At 71.6% G+C, this 17618-nt stretch carries 15 protein-coding genes; 8 read left to right on the forward strand and 7 right to left on the reverse strand.

From position 1 onward, the window contains the following. Window positions 1-122 precede the first annotated feature (122 nt). Together OV090_RS01680 and OV090_RS01685 are read left to right on the forward strand one after the other, a co-directional pair. A complete protein-coding gene (locus OV090_RS01680; protein ID WP_267701681.1) occupies window positions 123-1562 on the forward strand; it encodes a hypothetical protein in 1440 nt (479 codons plus the stop codon). 71 nt (window positions 1563-1633) lie between these two features. Next, complete coding sequence (locus tag OV090_RS01685; RefSeq protein WP_267701682.1) at window positions 1634-3457, forward strand: hypothetical protein; 1824 nt, start codon at window positions 1634-1636, stop codon at window positions 3455-3457. A gap of 91 nt (window positions 3458-3548) precedes the next feature. Here the strand turns inward: OV090_RS01685 and OV090_RS01690 are convergent, their stop codons facing one another. Next, on the reverse strand, window positions 3549-4817 hold the full coding sequence (locus tag OV090_RS01690) for a cytochrome P450 (RefSeq protein ID WP_267701683.1): 1269 nt from the start codon (window positions 4815-4817) through the stop codon (window positions 3549-3551). A 73-nt stretch (window positions 4818-4890) separates the two neighbouring features. Between OV090_RS01690 and OV090_RS01695 the strand changes: the two genes are divergently transcribed. Both OV090_RS01695 and OV090_RS01700 read left to right on the forward strand, forming a co-directional pair. Next, window positions 4891-5478 carry a TetR family transcriptional regulator gene (locus OV090_RS01695; RefSeq protein ID WP_267701684.1) on the forward strand — a complete coding sequence of 196 codons (588 nt, stop codon included), beginning with the start codon at window positions 4891-4893 and terminating at the stop codon, window positions 5476-5478. Window positions 5479-5612: 134 nt separating this feature from the next. Beyond that, window positions 5613-6209, forward strand: coding sequence for a hypothetical protein (locus tag OV090_RS01700; RefSeq protein WP_267701685.1), 597 nt, complete (start codon window positions 5613-5615; stop codon window positions 6207-6209). 131 nt (window positions 6210-6340) lie between these two features. On the opposite strand, the gene OV090_RS01705 is transcribed toward OV090_RS01700, so the two are convergent. From OV090_RS01705 to OV090_RS01725, 5 genes are all read right to left on the reverse strand, one after another. Next, window positions 6341-7279, reverse strand: coding sequence for an alpha/beta fold hydrolase (locus tag OV090_RS01705; protein WP_267701686.1), 939 nt, complete (start codon window positions 7277-7279; stop codon window positions 6341-6343). Then, window positions 7276-7677 (reverse strand): MerR family transcriptional regulator, encoded by a 402-nt coding sequence (locus OV090_RS01710; RefSeq protein ID WP_267701687.1) that lies wholly within the window; start codon window positions 7675-7677, stop codon window positions 7276-7278. Before OV090_RS01710 ends, OV090_RS01705 begins: the two co-directional genes overlap by 4 nt. 180 nt (window positions 7678-7857) lie before the next feature. Further along, window positions 7858-9711, reverse strand: a complete 1854-nt coding sequence (gene ggt / locus OV090_RS01715; protein WP_267701688.1) for a gamma-glutamyltransferase — start codon at window positions 9709-9711, stop codon at window positions 7858-7860. Between the two features lie 441 nt (window positions 9712-10152). After that, window positions 10153-10824: a histidine phosphatase family protein gene (locus OV090_RS01720; RefSeq protein WP_267701689.1), complete on the reverse strand. Its 672-nt coding sequence runs from the start codon at window positions 10822-10824 to the stop codon at window positions 10153-10155. 258 nt (window positions 10825-11082) lie between these two features. After that, on the reverse strand, window positions 11083-11694 hold the full coding sequence (locus tag OV090_RS01725; protein ID WP_267701690.1) for a hypothetical protein: 612 nt from the start codon (window positions 11692-11694) through the stop codon (window positions 11083-11085). 349 nt (window positions 11695-12043) lie between these two features. On the opposite strand from OV090_RS01725, the gene OV090_RS01730 reads away from it, so the two are divergent. Further along, complete coding sequence (locus tag OV090_RS01730) at window positions 12044-13357, forward strand: cytochrome P450 (RefSeq protein WP_267701691.1); 1314 nt, start codon at window positions 12044-12046, stop codon at window positions 13355-13357. Between the two features lie 39 nt (window positions 13358-13396). Beyond that, window positions 13397-13948: a thioredoxin family protein gene (locus OV090_RS01735; RefSeq protein WP_267701692.1), complete on the forward strand. Its 552-nt coding sequence runs from the start codon at window positions 13397-13399 to the stop codon at window positions 13946-13948. A 153-nt stretch (window positions 13949-14101) separates the two neighbouring features. Here OV090_RS01735 and OV090_RS01740 read toward each other — a convergent pair whose 3' ends face one another. Continuing rightward, window positions 14102-14479: a hypothetical protein gene (locus OV090_RS01740; protein ID WP_267701693.1), complete on the reverse strand. Its 378-nt coding sequence runs from the start codon at window positions 14477-14479 to the stop codon at window positions 14102-14104. Window positions 14480-14873: 394 nt separating this feature from the next. Here OV090_RS01740 and OV090_RS01745 point away from each other — a divergent pair, with 394 nt between their 5' ends. Together OV090_RS01745 and OV090_RS01750 are read left to right on the forward strand one after the other, a co-directional pair. Next, window positions 14874-16166 (forward strand): hypothetical protein, encoded by a 1293-nt coding sequence (locus OV090_RS01745; protein ID WP_267701694.1) that lies wholly within the window; start codon window positions 14874-14876, stop codon window positions 16164-16166. 34 nt (window positions 16167-16200) lie between these two features. Further along, window positions 16201-17589, forward strand: a complete 1389-nt coding sequence (locus OV090_RS01750; protein WP_267701695.1) for a sigma-70 family RNA polymerase sigma factor — start codon at window positions 16201-16203, stop codon at window positions 17587-17589. The last annotated feature ends 29 nt before the right edge of the window (window positions 17590-17618 follow it).

A 17618-nucleotide genomic window follows, 5' to 3' on the forward strand; every position in this document is an offset into this window, starting at 1 on the left:
CGGCTTGACATCGCGCATGGCCGCAAAGTAAGTGTCCGGGCGCACGGAACGCCACTCTGGCGGCACGCGCCGCGAATCACTGCACGGCCTCTCGAGGCCACGAGATGCGAAGGAGCTGGATCATGCGTCGACTCGTCCCCTGCACCGCGCTGTGTCTGATCGCCTGCAACGCGTTCAACAACACCAACACCGCTGGCGACGACGCGACTGCCACCGAGGCGACCGCGGGCACCACCGACAATCCGCCGACGACCAACCAGCCGACCGAGGGCGGCGGCCTGCAGGACACGAACATCTACGACCTGCAGCAGGACAAGGTCACCCCGAACACTCTGGTGCGCGTCAAGGACGTGGTCGTCGTCTCGCCGACGAAGTTCAGCACCAGCGGGGCCGGCAGCGTGTTCGTCCAGGAGCTCGACGGCGGCGAGTACTCCGGCATCCAGCTCTACGTCTACCCCGACACCGCGACCGAGCTGATGGCGCAGGGCAAGGTGCCGAAGCCGGGCGACAAGCTCACCGTGGTCGGTGAGTACGTCGAGTACAAGGCGATGGACGACACCGGCTCGGAGACGTTCAGCGAGATCAACATCTCGCTCGCCGACGACATCATGATCACCGGCACCGCCACCGCCCCGACCCCGCCGGTCGTCTCGCCGCCCGACATCGCCAACGGCGGCGCGCTGACCGAGGTGTGGGAGAGCGTGCCGGTCACCGTCGAGAACGTCGAAGTCACCAACGCCGACCTCGGCTTCGGCGAGTTCGAGGTCACCGGCGGCGTGCGCATCGACGACATGTTCTTCCTGCCCGAGGGCGGGCCCAAGCCGCCGGTCGGCACCACGCTGACCCTCACCGGTCCGCTGGTGTACAACTTCGGCAACTTCAAGCTGGTGCCGCGCAGCTGCGACGACTACGTCGGCTTCGAGTGCGAGGGCGGCAACACGACCGACACCGACACCACCACCGGCCCGATGGGCGCGGTCACGATCTTCGACATCCAGCAGGGCATGGTGGGCGAGGGTGACTTCGTCACCGTCGAGAACGTGGTCGTCACCAGCCCGCTGACCTTCAAGGGCGACGGCTTCTTCGTCCAGGACCCGGCCGGCGGCGAGTACTCCGGCATCTACGTCTACATCAACCAGAACCCCGACATGCTCGCGGTCCAGCCCGGCGACGTCGTCACCATCAACGGGCTCTACGGCGAGTTCTACGACATGTCCCAGATCACCGCGGGCCAGGCCGGCGACGTGGTGGTCACCGGCACCGACGCGGTGCCCGCCCCGATCGTCGTCGACGCCGCCGACGTCGCCACCGGCGGCGCCTCGGCCGAGAACTACGAGTCGGTCCTCGTCACCGTCGAGAACGTCACCGTCGCCACCGAAGCCAACAACTTCGGCGAGTGGACCGTCGACGGCGGCCTCATCCTCGACGACCAGTTCTTCGCCACCGCCGACTGGCCCAAGCCGATGGTCGGCGACGCCTTCACCTCGATCACCGGCGCGCTGGTGTACAGCTTCGAGAACTTCAAGCTGGCGCCGCGCACCGTCGACGACCTGGCCCAGTAAGTCTCCCCTCGCCCGCCTCCCCGCCGTAGCCCGCAGCCCTGGCCCCGTTGCCGAGAGCGACCACGTACCCCATGCAGTGGCCCCTTCCCGCCGCCGTCCTCGCCGTCGCCTGGCTCGCGCCCGGCCTCGCCCTCGCGTTCCAGCCCAGCACCGGCGACTCCGGTCCGCCGCCGGGCTCGAGCCAACCGCCGCCCACCGCGACGCAGACGCCCACGCTCGAGCCGCCCGCCCCGTCGGCCGCGCCGCCGCCTGCGTCGCCGGACGCCACCGGTCTCGAAGGACCTGTCCCTCCGACCCGCACCGAGGCCGTCGACATCGACGCGCTGCAGAAGGAGCTCCGGGCCCTGCGCACGCGGGTCGACCGCGCCGAGAAGCGCCTGGCGGTCCAGGAGCAGCGGCGCACGATCGACGACCAGCGGGCCATGCCGTCGACCGGCTACAACCAGTGGACCGCCGGCAACGCGATGGCGACGCGCCTCACGTTCGCCATCTCCGACGACAACCTGCTGGCCGGCGCCAAGGACCGCTCGCCCTCGGCCGGCTTCAAGCTGGCGGCCGACCGCCTGTTCTACGACGCCATCGAGCAGGAGAAGCGCGGCTTCGAGACCGAGACGCAGCTCGTCGTCTACAAGCGCATGCCGACGTTCTTCAAGCGGATGGACGCGGAGGCGGCGTTCGTCACCGAGATCGAGCAGTGGCACGACGGCAAGACGTTCCAGAACTACACGACGCTCAGCGACGACGGCTCGTACGGCAAGCTCAACTTCTACACCAAGCGCAACGACTACACCGGCGATAACATCTCGCTGACGATGTTCCCGGTGGACTCGCAGCGGTTCCTGCTCGGGTACACGTACGCGGTGACGTGGGGCGGCGAGCGCATGTTCCCCAACAACACCGGCCAGACGCCGGGCCTCCGCCTGCGCTACGACTGGAACGTCGGCACCGGCAAGGACAGCTACGTGTTCCTCGGCGCCAAGTCGGCGCGCCTGCTCAACGAGAAGCTCAACGAGCCGCAGACCTACTACTCGGCCCTCGGCGGCTTCGGCATCGGCTTCACCCCCTGGCTCGCCTGGGAGGTCAACGGCGGCTACTACCAGTCGGGCGCGTTCCCGATGTTCTCGCCGAACTCGCGGATCGGCGGCAAGACGGTCCAGACGTTCGGCGGCTCGACCCGCCTCACCGCCCACTGGGGCGTCCCGATCGGCACCTCGATCGACTTCCAGCTGTTCCGCTACAGCCCCGACGCCAGCTTCCTGCTGACGCAGAACCAGATCTACGACAACCGCATCGCCGGCTCGGCCGCGGTCGAGTTCACCACGGTCGGCCAGACGCTGCAGAAGTTCGAGGAGCCCGACACCACGCGGATCCAGCCGGCCAAGGCGGCCGCGTTCCTCGGCAAGCTGCGCATCAAGAAGCTGCGCCTGTTCGCCAACGCCATCTACCGGGACCTGGCCTTCGTGGTCCTCTCGATCCCGGGCGTGTTCCCGTACCAGACGTTCCCCAGGGAGGCGCAGGTCGCCCCGGAGCTGTGGGGCTCGCTCGGCTTCGACTACTACTTCGAGCGCTCCAAGCTGACGCCCGGCGCGGTGCTGGCCTACAAGTCGCCGGCGTCGATCAAAGTCGGCGACACGACCAACGTCTACCGCGAGTTCTGGGACCAGGAGGTCCTCCCCGCCGGCCAGAACCCGTTCGACATCCTGTCGGGCAAGCTGACGCTGAAGTGGGACATCGCGCCGTTCTTCGTGGTCGTGTCCGAGCTCCGCTACACGCTCGACAACAACCGCACGAAGTTCGTCAAGGCGAGCAACGAGTCGGGCCGGATCCGCGTGTTCGAAGACGCGAACGTGACCAACCGCCTCGGCTTCTTCCTGCTCGCGCAGGCGCGCTGGTAAACGGCTGCGCCCCCCCTGCGCCCCCCCTGCGCCCCCCTGACGCTCGCTCCGCGGGCCGGGCTCGTCGAGCTCGGCCCGCGCTGCGTTGAGCCTACGCGCGGGCGGACGCGACGGACAGCGGCAGCGACTCGAGCCCGCGCAGCCCCATGTTGGCGCGCCAGCGGATCTTGTCGGCCGGGACCGCGAGGCGCAGGCCCGGGAAGCGCCGCAGCAGCGCGGGGATGGCCACGCGCGCCTCGACGCGAGCGAGCGGCGCCCCGAGGCAATAGTGGGCGCCGAAGCCGAACGCGACGTGGCGGTTCGGCTCGCGCATGATGTCGAGCCGGCCGGCGTCGGCGAAGGCGGTCTCGTCGAGGTTCGCCGAGGCGAGCAGCAGGGTGAGCGTGGTGCCCCTGGCGATCCGTACGCCCGCGATCTCGAGGTCCTCGCGGACGAACCGCGGCGACACCGTGCCGACCGGGTTGGTGAAGCGCAGCAGCTCCTCGATCGCGCTGTCGATCAGCTCGGGACGACCGCGCAGCAGCTCGAGCTGATCGGGGTGCTGCAGCAGCGCCAGCACGCCGTTGCCGATCAGGTTCACGGTCGTCTCGTGGCCGGCGAACAGCAGCAGGAAGACCATCGAGATGAGCTCGTCCTCGCCGAGCCGGTCGCCGCCCTCCTCGGCTTGCACCAGCGCAGTCACGAGGTCGTCGCCCGGCTGCTCGCGCCGCAGCTGCACCATGCGCCGGAGGAACCGGTTGAGCCGGACCATGTTGCCGTAGTTGAAGACGAACCCCGCGAGGTTCATGCCCTCCGGATCGAGGACCTTGCCGAGCAGCTCGCGGAAGCGCATCCGCTCGGGCTCGGGCACCCCGAGCATCTCCGAGATGACGGTCAGCGGCAGCGGCAGCGCGAGGTCGGCGATCAGATCGAAGACCGGCTTGTTCGCCGCGGCGTCGAGCAGCTCCGCGGTGATCTGCTCGACGCGCCCGTTGAGGCGCTCGACCATGGCCGGCGTGAAGGCCTTCTGCACGAGGTTGCGCAGGCGGCGATGATCCGGCGGGTCCTTCATGACCATGCTGCCGAGGAACAACTTCATGATGCTCGGCATCCACCAGCGCTCGAGCGGGCCCTTGCCGCCGTCGCCGATGTTGCGGCGGTCGTTGGCGATCCGCGGGTCTCGCAGCACGCTCATCACGTCGTCGTAGCGGGTGATGACGAGGCTGTCCTGCAACCAGGTGCGCCAGTGCAGCACCGGCCCCAACTCTCGCAGCCGCGCGTACGCGGCGTAGGGGTCGGCCTTCGCCTCCGGCCGCTCGAGCTCGCGGCGGACGTCGAGCTGCACGGGCTTCATCGTCGATGACTCGAACGGAGTCCTCATGTTAGGTCGTCCTCCGAGGTCGCATCGGGCGCCTCGTTCTGCTTCGATCTCAATTATGGCATCGAGTGCCAAAATGCAACCAGCAGCGAAGCGAGGCCGGCCTCAGGAGGCGGACCCGCGCCAGATCGCCCGCATCGCCCTGGGCCTGTTCGAGCGCCACGGGTTCGACCGCGTGACCATGGGCGAGATCGCCGAGGCGGCATCGGTGAGCCGCCGGACCCTCTTCCGGCTGTTTCCCTCGAAGTCGGACCTGGTGTGGGACGGCCTCGACGCGGTGCGCGACGTCGTGCGCCAGCGGGCCGCCGCGCTGGCCGGCGCCGAGCTGCGGGTCGCCGGGGTGCTCCGGGAGTTCGCCGAGCCGTTCCTGCGCCTGCTGGACGCCCCCGAGGCGGCCGAGCTGGCGCGCAAGCGCCTGCGACTGCTGGCGGCCGCGCCGGCGCTGCTCAATCACCCGCCGCTGCGAGAGATCGAAGCGCTGATCGCCACGACGATGGCAGGCCGCACCTCGTCGGGTGACACGCCGCCCCCGCTGGTCGCGCGCACTCTGGTGGCGGCGACGTTCGCCGCGCTGATGTGGTGGGCGGAGCACGGCGAGGGCATGAGCGCCCTCGCGGCGACCCGCGCGGCGCTCGGAGCCCTCGCACCCACCGACGAGACGTGAGGCCAGGCGCCCGGGCAGCGAGCGCATGGGCTCTGCCGACCCCAAGCTCGCAAGACGCGTGGTGTCGCTTCGACGCGCGAGAACTCTCGAACTCGTGGCAATTTCTCGCCGCAAATCTGCGACTCCACCCCGCCATGAAGTTTTCCCCAACGACACGAAATGTCCCTCTCCTGGGCCTGACCCTCGTCTTCGCGCTCGGGTGCCCGCTGCAAACCGACGCCGGCAGCGACAGCGACGGCGACACGACGACGGCCGGCACCACGGACACGGACGGCGCGCCCACGACGACCGAGACCACCGGGCCCGCGGTCGACGAGCCGATGCCGTGCGAGGGCGAGGCGCCCGCGCTCAACGCCGGCGCCATCGCCCCGCCCGACCCCGACGAGCCGACCGACATCGCCCTCCGGCTCAGCAACGAGGCGATCACGTGCGAAAAACCCACGGCCGAGTCGCTCGAATGCGCGGGCGACTGGTCGGTCAGCATCCAGATCCCCGCGGACATCCAGGCGCCAGGGCTCTACGACCTGAGCGACCTGGGGACCCTCGCCATCACGGGGCACGAGGCGTGCGACGGCGCGAGCGGAGGCAACCTCCGCGGCACCCTCGAAATCCTCGCCATCGACGCGACGGAGCTCCAGGTTCGGCTGTGCCACCTCGAGGGAAAGTGGGTCGACGACAACCCGACCGTCGGGACGGACTTCCGCGTCGTCGCGCCCCGCTGCTCGGAGTAGCGTTTCCGACTTCGTGTCGGCTCTGTCCCAAGGGACAGGTAAAATCGTATGGGCGGCGCCTGCCCCGAGAGACAGGCGCCGCGACGATCCGTCCCGAGAGACAGCCACCGGCCTCGCCCGCCCCGCAGCCCTCACGCCAGCTCGTGGAGCAGCCCCGTGAGGGCCTCGGGGGCCGAGGCGAACGGCGAATGACTCGTCTTGAGCGTCTTGCGATCGAAGCGGTTGTCGGGCGTCCAGGCGTCGGCCTCACGGATCATGAGGTCCTGCAGGGCGATCGGCAGCGCGCGATCCTCGGTGCAACGGATGAACGTGCGCGGCACCTTGCCCCAGCGCTCCTTCGTCGCGCCGACGTCGGTGGTCCAGTAGCCGAGCGGCAGGTCGGGTGTCAGCGCCAGGGCGAAGGCGAGGGCCTCCTCCGCCGGCACGTCGTGATAAAAGGCCGCGCGCAGGGTGTCGCGGTACTTGGCGTCGCCGCGCGGGTCGATGCGCACGACCCCGGTCTGGGCCGGGTTGCCCAGCATCAGGCCGTCGAGGTACGGCTGCTTCGCCTCGGGCAGCTCGCCGAAGGCGCTCGCCGGGCCGCGGCGCACCGGGCAGTAGGCGCTGAGGTAGACGAGCCGGCCGACGAGCTCCGGCGCGCGCTCCCCCACCCGCGTGATGACCGTGCCGCCCATGCTGTGGCCGACGACGATCGGCCGCGACTCGCCCTGCAGCTCGCGCAAGGCGGCGATCACCGCGTCGGCGCCGTCGTCGAGGCGGATGTCCTTCTGCGGCGAGACCTCGGCGGCGAAGGCCGCGCGGTCGCCGGTGAGGTAGGCCCGCGGAAACTTGGCCGACAGGCCGTGGCCCGGCAGATCGATCGCCACCACGCGATGGCCCCTGGCGCTGAGCAGCCGGACGACGCGCGCCCAGTGCAGCGAGCTGTGCCAGGCGCCGTGGATCAGCAAGTAGGTGCGCGGCGCCGCAGGGCGGGCCGCATTCGGGGCTGCGCCCGCGTCACCGGTCGTGGCCAGCGCCACAGCGCCGGCAGCGAGCCCGAGGTTTTTTGAAAGAAATTGTCTCCGTCTCATGGTCCGGTTGCCTCCTGGTTGCGACTCGCGGCCCTCGCCGACTCGGCGCTCTGGTGCGCCGCAGCCCGCAGGACCGCGAGCAGGCGATCACGACGCTCCTCCAGCTCCGCGATCAGCGTCTCGATCTCCTCGAGCTTGTCGCGGTGCGCCTGCAGAGCGACGGAACAGACGACGGCGGCGCCGCCGGTGAACATGCAGGCTGGAAAGGTCGCGATCTCTTCGAGCGAGAAGCCGAGCCGGATCATGCGCACCACGTGCTTCACCTCGGCCACCGCCTCGTCGCCGAAGTCGCGATAGCCATTGAGGAGACGGCCGGCGCTGAGCAGCCCGGCCTTCTCGTAATGGCGGATCGCGCGGGGGCTGACCCCCGTCCGCGCTGCGAGCTCTCCGATCTTCATCGACTCCTCCCGGACGGCACCCTAAACCTTGACGTCAGTGTCAAGGTCAAGCGAGAAGCGTAGCGCGCCTGGATCCGCGCCGCTTCGCACCGAGACGCCGAGGAGAGCTCGCAGCGCCGCGCGCGCGGGCGCCGACGCACGACGGCGCGATCGCTGTCGACGCTGCCGCGTGCAGGCGCGTCAGTGCTCGTCGAGCCCGCTGACGCCGCCGATCCGGCGCGTGTCGGCGGCCCCGTACTGCTGACCGCCGCCCGGGTAGGTGACGATGGCCTGCACCGCGCCGATCGAGCTGGTCGAGTCGAAGTCGTAGCCCATGTTCTGCAGGCTCGAGCGCACCGACGCGCTGAAGCCCGACTCGATCTCGGTGTCCGCCGAGCTGCTGCCGCTGTCGATCGACAGGCGCGGCCGCTGCACCGCCGTCCGCAGGCTGAGGTCGTGGTCGATGAGGTTCAGCGTCACCTGCAGGATGGCGTTGATGATCCCGGTCCCGCCGGGCGAGCCGTAACCCGCCACCAGCTCGTCGCCGAGGAACACCAGGGTCGGCGCGATGGTCGTGCGCGGGCTCTTGCCGCCCTCGACGTCGTTGGCGGCGGGGTTCGCCGCGGTGCCCTGGGGGTCGTCGTTGAAGTTGGGCAGCTGGTTGTTCAGCATGAACCCGCGACCGCGGACCATCAGGCCGGTGCCCCACTGATCGCTGATCGTGCTGGTGACGCTGACGACGTTGCCGGCCTCGTCGATGACGGTGTAGTGCGTGGTGTCGACGCCCTCGTGCTCCTTGTCCTCCTTCGTGCTCGCCGGCTTCTGCTGCGCCGCCGCCACGGTCGGCGGGCTGCCGGCGGAGAAGCTCGAGCGCCGCTGGCCGGGCGTGATCAGGCCGGCGCGGGTCTGGATGTAGCTGGGCGCGAGCAGGCCGGCGACGGGCACCGGGAAGAAGTCAGGATCGCCGAGCCATCGCGCGCGGTCGGCGAACGCGGCGCGCATCACCTCCTGCATGATGTTGAGGGTCCCGACCTCGCCGAACTCGTAGTTGCCGGTGCCGATCGAGAAGCCCCTGCTCGCCTCGAGTCGCTCGAGCAGGTCGAGCATCTGCATCAAGAAGACGCCGGACGACGGCGGCGGCGCGGTCACGATGGTATGGCCGTGATAGCTGCCGATGACCGGGGCGTGGTTGAAGTCGGGATTGGCGACGTCCGGATCGAAGACGCCGAGCTGGTAGTTGGCCAGGTCGGCGCAGGTCATGCGACCACGCCCCCCGGAGTTGCCGCTGCGGGTCGCGGTCTGGGTCTCGACGATCGCGGCCGCGATCCCCGAAGGATCGGCGCAGCTGTAAAAGGCGGTGGCCCCGCGCGCGACGATCGCCTGCAGCGTCGTCGCCAGCCTGGGCTGCCGCAACAGGGTGCCGGTGGACAGGCTGCTCCCGTTGGGCCGGAACACGCCGCGCGCCTCGGCGTAATAGCCCTTGTTGAGCGTGTTGGCGGTGGTCTCGAGGCGCAGCTGCGACGACCCCGTATCACCAGCCAGCCGCGAGCTGATGTTGAAGCCGTTGGTGGCGGCCGCGATCGCCGGCGCCAGCACTGTGGCGCGCGACATGCTGCCGTACTGCTCGAGCGCGTACAGCATGCCCTTCACGGTGCCCGGCACGCCGACGGCGTAGCCGCTCGAGCCTTTGACCGCCGACGAGTGCGAGGTGTCGAACATGCCGATCGTGACGTTCGCCGGCGCGACGTCGCGGAAGTCGATGACAACGGTCTCCCCGGGCGGCGCCCCGGCGAAGTGGATCAGCATGAAGCCGCCGCCGCCCATGCCCGAGGACTGCGGCTCGACGACGTTGAGCATGAACTGCACTGCGACGGCGGCGTCGACGGCGTTGCCCCCCTGCGCGAGGATGTCGCGGCCGACGTTGGCGGCCAGCGGCTCGGTGGTGGTGACGACCCCGCCGTAAAAGGCGGGCCCGGGCCCGATCTGATTCGGCGACGTGGGTAGCCGGGCGTCGGGCAAGGCGCGGAACTCGAGCGCCTCGTCGCCAAACGCCACGGCCTCCCCCGCTTCCTGACACGCCACCTGACCGACGAAGACGGCGGCGAGCCACGCCCGCGCGCACCATGACATTGTCCCTCGTTGTCGCATCGACATCTGGCCTCCTGGTGAAGCGGAGCCCCCGGACGCACGATCGAGCGTGGTCCGACGCCGGCGTACCGCGTCGACCGAGAAAGCTAGCGCGTGATGATCGGGGCGTTCACGAGGCGTGTGACGAACGGCTCGACGTCGCGGGCTGCCGCGGCCGGGCGATGTCGTTCACGACACAGGGCCGGCGTGATCCGAAGCGACCCGCGAAGTGACCGTGAGATCGTGATCTCCGCGGCACGGTCCTACTCTTCTCGCAATTGTCGGCGATGTGGTCGCTCTGCCGCGGCGGCCCTCCGCGGCGCTCAATCAAGATCTTCGTGACATGTCCTATCGGGCATGTCCCATCGGTCACTCCCGGGACGAGTCCCACCACTTGGACAGCTTGGCGCTGGGGCGCGCGGGCTGGGCCGCGTAGTGGGACACGTCGTTGTAGAGCATCAGGCGGGCGCGCACGACGTCCTTGAACTCGAGGATGTTGAGGCACGCAGGGGCCTGGTCGAGGCGGTCGCGGTAGCCGCGGGCGTCGATGCCGAGGAGGCTCGACAGGACCAGGCGGATGGTCGCCTTGTGCGAGACGACCGCGACGGTCTGGCCGGCGTGTTGCAGCACGATCCGGCGGATGACGGGCAGCGCGCGGGCCATCACCGCGAGGCCCGGCTCGCCGCCCTCGGGCGCGAAGGTGTACGGGTCCTCCTCCCACGCGCCGTACTCCTCGGGGAAGCGCGCCTCGACCTCCGCGCGCGTGAGGCCCTCCCAGCGGCCGTGGTCGATCTCTCGCAGGCCGGAGTCGGCGATCGGCTCGCGCCGACAGGCCGTGGCCACCAGCGTGGCGGTCTCGTACGCGCGCCGCAGCGGGCTCGCGTACACTGCGGCCAGCTCCTGGTCCGCGAGTCGATCGCCGAGGCACCGGGCCTGACGTCGGCCCTCGTCGGACAGGTCGACGTCGGTCGAGCCGGCGAAGCGATCCTCGGCGGACAGCACGGTGGCGCCGTGGCGGATGAGCAAGATCCGGGTGGACATGCACCCGAGGGTTGCCGGTTCCGCGCGAAGTGCAAGCCGGCCGACGCGGACCTCCGGCGCGGCACGGACGCGAAACCTGCAGCGGCCGGCCGCTCGCGTCGCTGCGGGCTCGATCCGGGGAGCATCCGCCGCGCACGGGCGACCGGCCCGCTTCGCGCGTCGCGCAAATCGATGCCGTCGTCGAACTGCCACCGCGCGGCTTCCGGTCCGCTCACGCCTCGCCGCGGGTCGATGCCGGCGACCGGCGTCACGCGTGGCTCACAGGTCGATGCCGCCGTCGAACTCCTGCGGCTCAAGCACCTTCGCTGCTTTCGGCTCCGGCGCCTTCTTCGGCTCACGTCGGCCTCGGGCCGGCGGCTGCGGGTCCGCAGGCTTCTCGCCGCGCTCGATCTGCGGCATCGGGACCACCTCGCCCTCGAGCGCCGGCGGCGGCGGAGGCTGGAAGTTGTCGGGCACGTTGACCCCGCCCGCGATCGCCTGCAGCAGGACCTCGTCGTCGCTCGCCAGCTTCTCCGCGCCCTTCACCGGCCCGTGCGGCGTGCAGGCGCTGAGGGCCGCGGCCACGCCGGCCGCCGCGACCGCCTCCGGCAGCCAGCGCCGGCGCAGGCGCGTCACGGGGACCAGCGCGGGCGCGGGGGCGCGCGCCGGCGAGTCGGCGTATTGCAGCTCGCCCTCGGCGTCGCGCCGCAGGGACACGCACACCGAACGGCCGCGATTGTCCGCCAAAAACGCCTCGGCCTCGGCGCGGGGCCAGTTGGCGAGGACGTGAACGTCCTTCTGACAGTGACCACAAAAGAATTGGCGCCCGCTGCGGTCGGCTTCGAGGTCGATGGGGCAAGGCCGGGAGATCTTCAGGGTGCGCGTGTCCATCGTCGCCCCCCGAAACGCCGCCCGCAGGCCTACGGCTTACACCGGCATGTCCGGGCATGATGCCCGCAAGTGCGGGCGGCCCGCTCGGGCGCGCTCGTCGCGGCCTTTTGCGTGCTTCATGGGACATGTTCAAGAGGACATGTCCCATGAGACTCCACCACTCGCAGCTCACTCCGCCTCGTCCACCTCGTGGGTGGTGGCGCGCGAGACCGCAGGACAGTTCGGGTGGAGCTCCCTCGAAGGGCGCATCGCCCTCGCTACTCTCTTAGCGATTGCCGTTCAGGCCCGATCCGCCCCGCGCGATCTCGTGCCATTGGCAGGCGCGTCGGCATCCACGACACTCCCCGCCATGCCGGCGCTGCCTCCTGGACCACGCTCGACCTTGCTGACCAGCTTCGCGGTGATGCGCGAGCCCATCGAGGCGATGACGCGGGCCCGCGATCGCTACGGCGATCCGTTCACGCTCCCGCTGGCGCACGGCAAATTGGTCCTGACCGCCGATCCGCGGCTCGCCCGCGAGATCTTCGCCATCCAGGACGTCGAGCTGTTCGACACCTTCGGCACCACCACCCTCGTGCCGCTGTTCGGCCAGCACTCGCTGCTCCTGATGGCCGGCGAGCCGCATCGACGCGAGCGCAAGCTGCTGCTGCCGCCCTTCCACGGCGAGCGCATGCGGGCCTTCGGCGACACGATGGCCGAGGCGACGCGGCGGTCGCTCGCCGCGATCGCGCCGGGGCAGGAGTTCAACGCGCTCGACCTGGGCCTGCGGATCTCGCTCGAGGTCATCGTCCGCGCGGTCTACGGCGTCGAGGAGCGCGCGCTGGTCGAGCGCCACACGCAGGCGATCGTCGCCATGCTCGACGCGGCGCTGCCGATCTTCATGGCCGCCGAGGCGTTCCAGCGGGCCCCGCTCGGGCTCGGGCCGTGGGCGAGGTTCCTGCGCCGCTCCGACGACGTCGATGTCCTCCTCTACGAGCAGATCGACCGCGTCCGCCCGCACGCGCGCGAGCGCGACGACATCCTGTCGATGATGCTGAGCGCGCGCTACGAGGACGGGTCGAAGATGACCGATAGCGACATCCGCGACGAGCTGCGCACCCTCCTGATCGCCGGCCACGAGACCACCGCGACCACCTTCGCCGCCGCGCTCGAGGAGCTGCACCGGCCCGAGAACGCCCACGTCCGCGCGCGGCTGCAGGACGAGCTCGCGGCCGCCCCCGCGGCGCCCGAGGAGCTGGCCAAGCTGCCGTTCCTCGGCGCGGTGATCGACGAGACGCTGCGCCTGCATCCCGTCGTCGAGATGGTGCTGCGGCGGTTGCGACGGCCGTGGCGCCTCGGCGACTACGAGCTGCCGGCCGGCACCTCGATCGGCGTGGCCCTGCCGCTGGTCCATCAGCGCGCCGATCTCTACCCCGACCCCAAGCGCTTCGACCCGCAGCGCATGCTCGTCCGCAAGCCGAACGCGTCCGAGTTCGTGCCCTTCGGCGGCGGCATCCGGCGCTGCCTGGGCGCCGCACTGTCGCTCTACGAGCTGCGGATCGCCCTGGCGGTGCTCTTGCGAGAGGCCACCCTGGCCCTGCGTGAACCACGGCCGGTGCCGATCGTCCGGCGCCGGATCACCCTCGGCCCGCAGACCGGGGTGCGCATGCAACGGATCGCCTGAAGCTCGCCGCGCGCGCGAGTTTGCTATCGTCTCGCAGTCATGTCCGCGCCTCGCTCCCTCGCAGTCACCGTCCTGCTCGCCGCGTCGGCCTGTCGCTCCGGCGAGACGACCCCGCCGACCTCGCCGTCGCAGGACCAGGCCCCGCCGGTGCTGGTCGGTCCGCTGGAGCGCGCCCAGGTCGAGCGCGAAGTGCCCGGCTGGATCAGCGACGCGGAGATCGATCACGAGGCCGCGACGAAGCTGGCGAGCGTGCCGCCCGGGGCCGAGGTGACGGTCATCTTCGGCACCTGGTGCGGCGACTCGCGGCGCGAGGTCCCGCGCCTGTGGCGGGCCCTCGACGCCGCCGGCCCCGACCTCCCCTTCACGCTGAAGTACATCGGCGTCGACCGGCAGAAGACCGCGCCCGGGTTCGACAAGGAGGGGCTCGATCTACGCTACGTCCCGACCGTGATCGTGGTGCGCGACGGTCGCGAGGTCGGCCGGATCGTCGAGAGCGCGCCGAACGGGATCGAGCGCGAGCTGCTCGCGTTGCTCGACGGCAGCAAGTCCGGGCTCGTCACCGGGCGCACCGACCTCGGCCCGTCGTCTTAGCCGAGACGAACGGGACGCGCGGCTCACGTCTTCGGCGAGGGACATGTCCGCGAGGACAGCATCGGCGCGACGGCGCGGCGTCGGTCGTCGAGGACATGTCCATGAGGACATCCGAGCGGTGACGACCCGATCGCGCCCCCAGCCGGCGACCCGCTAACCGGTCGTATCGTCGGTCGTTGCCGTCGTGCCGGTGCCGGTCGGCGCCGTCGTGTCCGTCGCGTCCGTCGTCGTCGCGTCCGTCGTCGTCGCGTCCGTCGTCGTCGCCTCCGTCGTCGTCGCCTCCGTCGTCGTCGCCTCCGTCGGCGAGTTGGTTCCCAGAGTCTCGGACTCGGTGTCGGGACCGCCGTATTCGGGCTGCGAGGGTGTGCCGCAGGCCGCCATAGCGAAGGCAGCGGCCAACGCGACGAATCGGCCCGAACGCTCGGCGGGTGACCGGGTCACGCCGCAGTGCGGGCAGACCGAGTCGGTGACGCGCAGCAATTCGCTGCACCTGGCGCAGGGGAACAGGTGGGTCTCGGGAACCAGGGCCATGCGCGATCCTTCGCCCGCGCCGCGGACCCTGTCAACGCGCGGACCCTCGCCGACATGATTCAATAATAGGCATGTCCGATCGGCCAGCTCCTCTCTGCGGCTGGCGCGTCGATTCGAACCACCTCGAGTGAGCAGTGGCGCGGCTCGTCGGCGACAGGGCTTACCGCTCGATCGACGACCGCGAAATCCCTGACCGGTGGCGCGCTCTCAAGGCGACGCCGGGCCAGAGCGATCGCTCGCTCGAGATAGATCCTGAAGCGCGAGCCACCTCGCACGCGTGCGCCCGAGAGGCCTTCGAACCGGGCCGGAAGGGCGGCCGCTGGTGACCCGAAAGATCGAAGGCTCGAGCTCGCGGATCCGGCTCGCGGCCCCGTCGGCGGCGTAGAATGGGCGCGTGGTCGTGGCGCTCGCAGGCCTGCTCATCGCGCTCGCGTCGCCTCCGGCCACGCCGCGCGTCGAGCTGACCTGGCGGGCTCCGGCCCCGTGCCCGAGCGTCGACCACGTCCACCAGCGACTGCGCGAACTGTTGCCTGCACCCCCGCCAGGGCCGCTCGTGCGCGTCGAGGCCGACACGGCGAGGCGCGCCGGGACCGGCTGGCGCCTACAGTTGGTGTTGCGTGGGGCCCAGCTCGACGACCGCCGCCTGATCGAGGCCCGCGACTGTCGCAGCCTGGCGGACGTCACTGCCCTGCTGATCGCCCTCGCCGTCGCGCCGGAGGAAGTCGCCACGCGGATCGCCGCCAGCGGCACGCCCGGCCAGCCCCCCGGGCCGGCGACGCGCGCCGACGCCCCTCCCGGCGGCGTGCCCGAACCGGCGACGCGCGCCGACGCCCCTCCCGGCCTGCCCGGCTCCCCAGTCCCCGCTTCCACGCGCGCCGGCGCTCCGCCCCGGAGCGCGCCGGGTGTGCCCGCAGCCCCGGTCGACGCCTCCGCGCGCGCCGACGCTCCTCCCACGGGCACGCCCGGCCCGTCCGCGGACCCGACGAACGTCTCCGACGCCCCTCCGCCCGGTGGCCCGCGCATCTCCGGTGCGCCGATGGATGGTCCGACGCGCGCCGGCGCCCCTCCTCGCGGCTTTGACCTGCCCGCCGCACCGCCGCCGGGCGGCCGTCTCGGCTCGCCCGCCGACGATCCCGCGCTCGACGCCCCCGCCCCCGCAGCCCTCACGCCGCGTCCCCCCGTGCGGGCGGCGGTCAGGCTCGCGGGCGGCGGCGAAATCGGCGGCATTCCGGCCTTCAGCCCGGCCGCCGGCCTCGCCCTCGGCCTGTTTCGCGGCCCCTGGCGGGTCGAGCTCGCCGGCACCTACGCCGCGCGGGCCCTCGCCTACCCCGAGCCGGCGGAGGTCGGCGCCCGCGTGCGGGTCGCGACCGGGGCCGTGCGCGGCTGCGGCGTCCCGCGCTGGCGACGGCTGGAGTTCCCGGTCTGCGCCGGGCTCGAGCTCGGCTACGTCCACGCGGTCGCCCGCGGCGTCGCCGATCCGCGGCCCGCCGGCGATCTGTGGCTCGCCGCCCAGCTCAGCCCCGGCCTCGCCTGGGCGCCCACGCGCGTCCTCGCCCTCACCCTCGGCCTCGACATCCTCGTCGCCCTGCGGCGCCCCGGCTTCCACGTCGCCGGCCTCGGCGAGCTCGCGCGGTCCCAGCCCGTCGGCCTGCGGCCCATGCTCGGCATCGAAGCCCGATTTCCGTGATGGCGGCGCCGGCATGCGGGCACCCAGGAGCACCGTGAGCGGCCCTTCCTTCCCCGAGCTCTACCAGGACCACTTCGAGTACGCCTGGGCCTGCCTGCGTCGCCTCGGCGTCCCGCCCGAGGCTCAGGAGGACGCGCTGCAGGACCTGTTCCTCGTCGTGCATCGCCGCCTGCCCGAGTTCGCCGGGCGCTCGACCCTCAAGACCTGGATCTTCGGCGTCGCCCGGCGGGTCGCCGCGCGCCACCGGCGGACCGAGGCCAGGCGACTGCGCCGGCACGCTCGCCTCGCCGCCGCCTCCGCGACCGACCCGGCCTTCGCCGACGACGACGAGCTCGCGCGCCGCGAGGCTCGCCGCAAGCTCAGCGAATTCCTCGACGGCCTCGACGACGATCGCCGCGCGGTGTTCGTGCTGCATTTATATGAAGAGATGTCGGCGCCGGAGATTGCGCAGATCCTCGGCGTCAATGTCAACACCGTGTATTCGCGGATCCGCCTGGTCCGCGAGCAGTTCGATCGCACCTTCGCCGCCGCGGCTCCGGCCGCCCTGCGGGTCGCCAAGGCCCCCGAACACTCGCCGCCCGGCGCCCAGGCGCGCGTGTGGGCCGCCCTGTTGCTCGTCCTCGGCAGCGGCGCCGCCGCGGCGGCCCCGGGCGCCGCGCTCGCCCAGGGCGCGGCCGCGGCCGGCCATCAAGCCATCGCCTGGGCGCTCGGCCTCGCGGTGGCCGGGACCCTCGTGATCGTCGCCGCCCCGCGCCGCGACGAATCACCTTCGGGCGCCGCGACCTCCGAGAACCGCAAGGCCGCTTCGATTCACGCCACCGACCCTCACACCGCCCCCGAGCTCCCGTCCGCCCAGCACGACGACCGAATGGAGCCTGCCCCGCTCTTCGGTGGCACCGAGCTTGTCGCGCCCCGCCCGCGCCAGGGCCGAGCCGAGCCCGCCCCACCCGTCAGCATCACCGCGCCCGTCAAGCATGCCTCGCGCGACGGCCGAGCCGAGCCCGCCCCATCTGACGGCGTCACCGCGCCCATCGGTCATGCCTCGCGCGACGGCCGAGCCGAGCCCGCGCCTGTCGGCCACCCACCGAACGACCACCCGACCGAGCCCGCGCCCGCCGACCCGCTCGCCCGCGAGGCCGAGCTGATCGCCGGCGTGCGCGCCGCGATCGAAGCCGGCCGCACCGACGACGCCCTCGCCGACTTGCACCGCCACCAGCGCGAGTTTCCGACCGGCGTCTTGCTGCGCGAGCGGCTCGGCCTGCGGGCCATCGCCCTGTGCCGCTCCGAGCGCGCGGCTGACGGTCGGCGCGAGGCCGAGGCCTTCGTGCGCGCGCATCCGGACAGCGCGCTCGCGGCCCGCGTGCGGCAGGACTGCGGCCTCTCCGCCCAGGCAGACCCGCAAAAAAAATCACCGACCCCGTGATGGCCCCCCGGGCACCCGGGCACTCAGGG

The organism is Nannocystis sp. RBIL2 (genome assembly GCF_026626745.1).
Taxonomy (GTDB): Bacteria; Myxococcota_A; Polyangia; order Nannocystales; family Nannocystaceae; genus Nannocystis.